At 63.4% G+C, this 666-nt stretch carries 1 protein-coding gene; it reads right to left on the bottom strand.

Annotated elements, in window-relative coordinates:
- Window positions 1-531, bottom strand: a 531-nt coding sequence (locus tag KUV62_RS22625) for a tyrosine-type recombinase/integrase (RefSeq protein WP_222606019.1), incomplete at its 3' end; no start/stop codon positions are given.
- Window positions 532-666: the final 135 nt, after the last annotated feature.

Below are 666 nucleotides of genomic sequence, written 5' to 3' on the forward strand. Positions count from 1 at the left end.
TGCGCGGAGGTTGCCAGTTTTGCGATATATCTGCGCCACCTTGGTCCGCCGCATGGAGTGCGTGCCGTAGGCACTCGGCTCGAGACCGATAGACGTCACCCAGTCCCGCACGAGGCGGGCGTATTGCCTTGTCGAAATATGCCGACGTTCGTGAAAGCGACCGGGCCAGAGATGCTCCGACCCGACCATCAGCGGCGCCTCGAGCCAAGCCGCGATGGCTTTTCGAGTCCCCTCGGTGATCTCGAAGCTTACCGGCCTCTGGGTTTTGCTCTGGACGATCGAAGCGCGGTGCTTGACCTGTCCGGCCGCATAGACGTCAGCGACCTTCAGCTTCACCAGGTCGCATCCGCGCAACTTGCTGTCGATGGCGAGATTGAAGAGCGCCAGTTCGCGCATCCGCTGAGCGATCTCGAGGCGGACCCGGATCGCCCATACATGTTTCGGCTCAAGCGGACGCTTCTGGCCGACGATGCGGCCCTTGTTCCAAGCGGGACGGCAGGCGCGGATGGCTGGCAGATTTGTAGTCGGCATGGTGGTTCCTCCGATCCACCACGCCCGCCACGTCTTCAGCATCATGCCGACGGCCGAACATACCAAATCAGCCGCGCTGCGGTTCGATCACCGCGAACCGAGCCTGCCACGCCGCCGCATGACGGCTTCGAGCCC

The sequence above is a fragment of the Salipiger bermudensis genome (assembly GCF_019801965.1).
Taxonomy (GTDB): domain Bacteria; phylum Pseudomonadota; class Alphaproteobacteria; order Rhodobacterales; family Rhodobacteraceae; genus Salipiger; species Salipiger bermudensis_A.